General features: G+C 52.4%; 1 protein-coding gene and 1 pseudogene. Both read right to left on the reverse strand.

The features are described from left to right. Positions 1–173: pseudogene (locus H7F08_RS15250) on the reverse strand (IS110 family transposase); the annotation flags it as partial. Between the two features lie 400 nt (positions 174–573). Then, on the reverse strand, positions 574–1,221 hold the full coding sequence (locus H7F08_RS15255; RefSeq protein ID WP_227487922.1) for a hypothetical protein: 648 nt from the start codon (positions 1,219–1,221) through the stop codon (positions 574–576). Positions 1,222–1,375 lie beyond the last annotated feature (154 nt).

The raw sequence follows: 1,375 nt of genomic DNA on the forward strand, positions 1-1,375 counted from the left end.
CTTTTGCGCTTACCGGCCGATTCGTTGTTGCCCGGGCACAGACCGGCCCACGACGCCAGGCGATCGGCACTCCCGAAGGCCTTCATATCGTCCCCGATTTCCACCAGCAATAAGGCAGCACCTATGGTATCCACCCCCGGCAAGGTCTGCAGCAACGCCAGGGCATGCTGTTTAACAGTCACTTGTGCCTGATGAATATCCAGGCCGATCACACGTTGAAAAATGGGTTTCAGTTCCATTGGCTTTCCTCTCCATCTATACTGAAAACGTGGGAGGCGACGGATGCCGATGCCGAATCAACCTGCCTGCAGCAAGCCACAGGCGGTCCTATTAATGTGCGCTCTCATGGAGGCAATCCGGGGTACGAGTCGGCCCGGCGGGTCACGTTAGAAACGGGATCAAGTCACCAAAATTTCGTGCGATCTCAATCCGCCGCCACCCGCTCCCATTCTCTTTCATTCTCCGGGGTGGCGCGAGTCGCAATGGACGTTAGAAGTAGGCAGGACTGTAGGCATTTTTGAACAAACCTAATGGATTGACTCAACATGATTTTTCTGTGAATTACGCGTGGCATCAGGTACCTGCATTACAAATGTGATCGGACATCGGCGCTTTATCGTCAGAAATAGTGGCGAGATCGTTGGGAGAAGTAGGAAGTGGCTCCATGTTCGAAGCAGGTGGGGTGGAACCGGGTACACTTTCCGCCGCTGGGTGTTGCACAAGCTGGTTTTGACTAGATAGCCCCGCCACAAGTACAGGGCTTTGCATGCGCATCACAGTGTCTGTCTGCAAAGGGATTCCCCAGCCCATTTGGCCATTAATACCCATTACCGGACTTAACTTCAGACCAAAAATGCTGGGTAAGCCCATTTCTTGTTTCAAGGCATAGAGGCCACGCCCAACTTGATCTATGAAGGGTATAACGAGCGGCTGTACAGTAGTAATTTGTACTTTCAGAAGAGTCGCATCCTGTATGGACATTTTGCTGTTGACGCCGATGCGTGTCTGCCGGTAAGCAAGATGATCTACAGGAATCGCATGAACCGGAGTCCCGGACCCGTCACGGGTCAGTTCAGCAAAATCGTCAAAGGCTTCTCGAGTGGGGCTGAGTATTTGGATATTGGCTTGTGCTGCAGCGGTTTTGGCGGCGGCGTAGCCTCTAGCCAGCGCTTCCAGATTTTGACCGTGGGTATACAGAGCTGAAGTTTCACCGATTTTCATGAGGAATAAGTCGCCGCATGCTACGCCACCATACGCATGAGCATCTGAGTGAATGATTTATGAGGGGGTTGGCAGAGATGGGGCCAAAGTCCCAGAAAATGGCTGGAGAGAGCTTCATCTGTAATCAGTTTGCGGACATCGGAGAAGGCAAAAC

This window comes from Acidithiobacillus sp. HP-11 (assembly GCF_015100075.1).
GTDB classification, from domain to species: domain Bacteria; phylum Pseudomonadota; class Gammaproteobacteria; order Acidithiobacillales; family Acidithiobacillaceae; genus Acidithiobacillus; species Acidithiobacillus thiooxidans.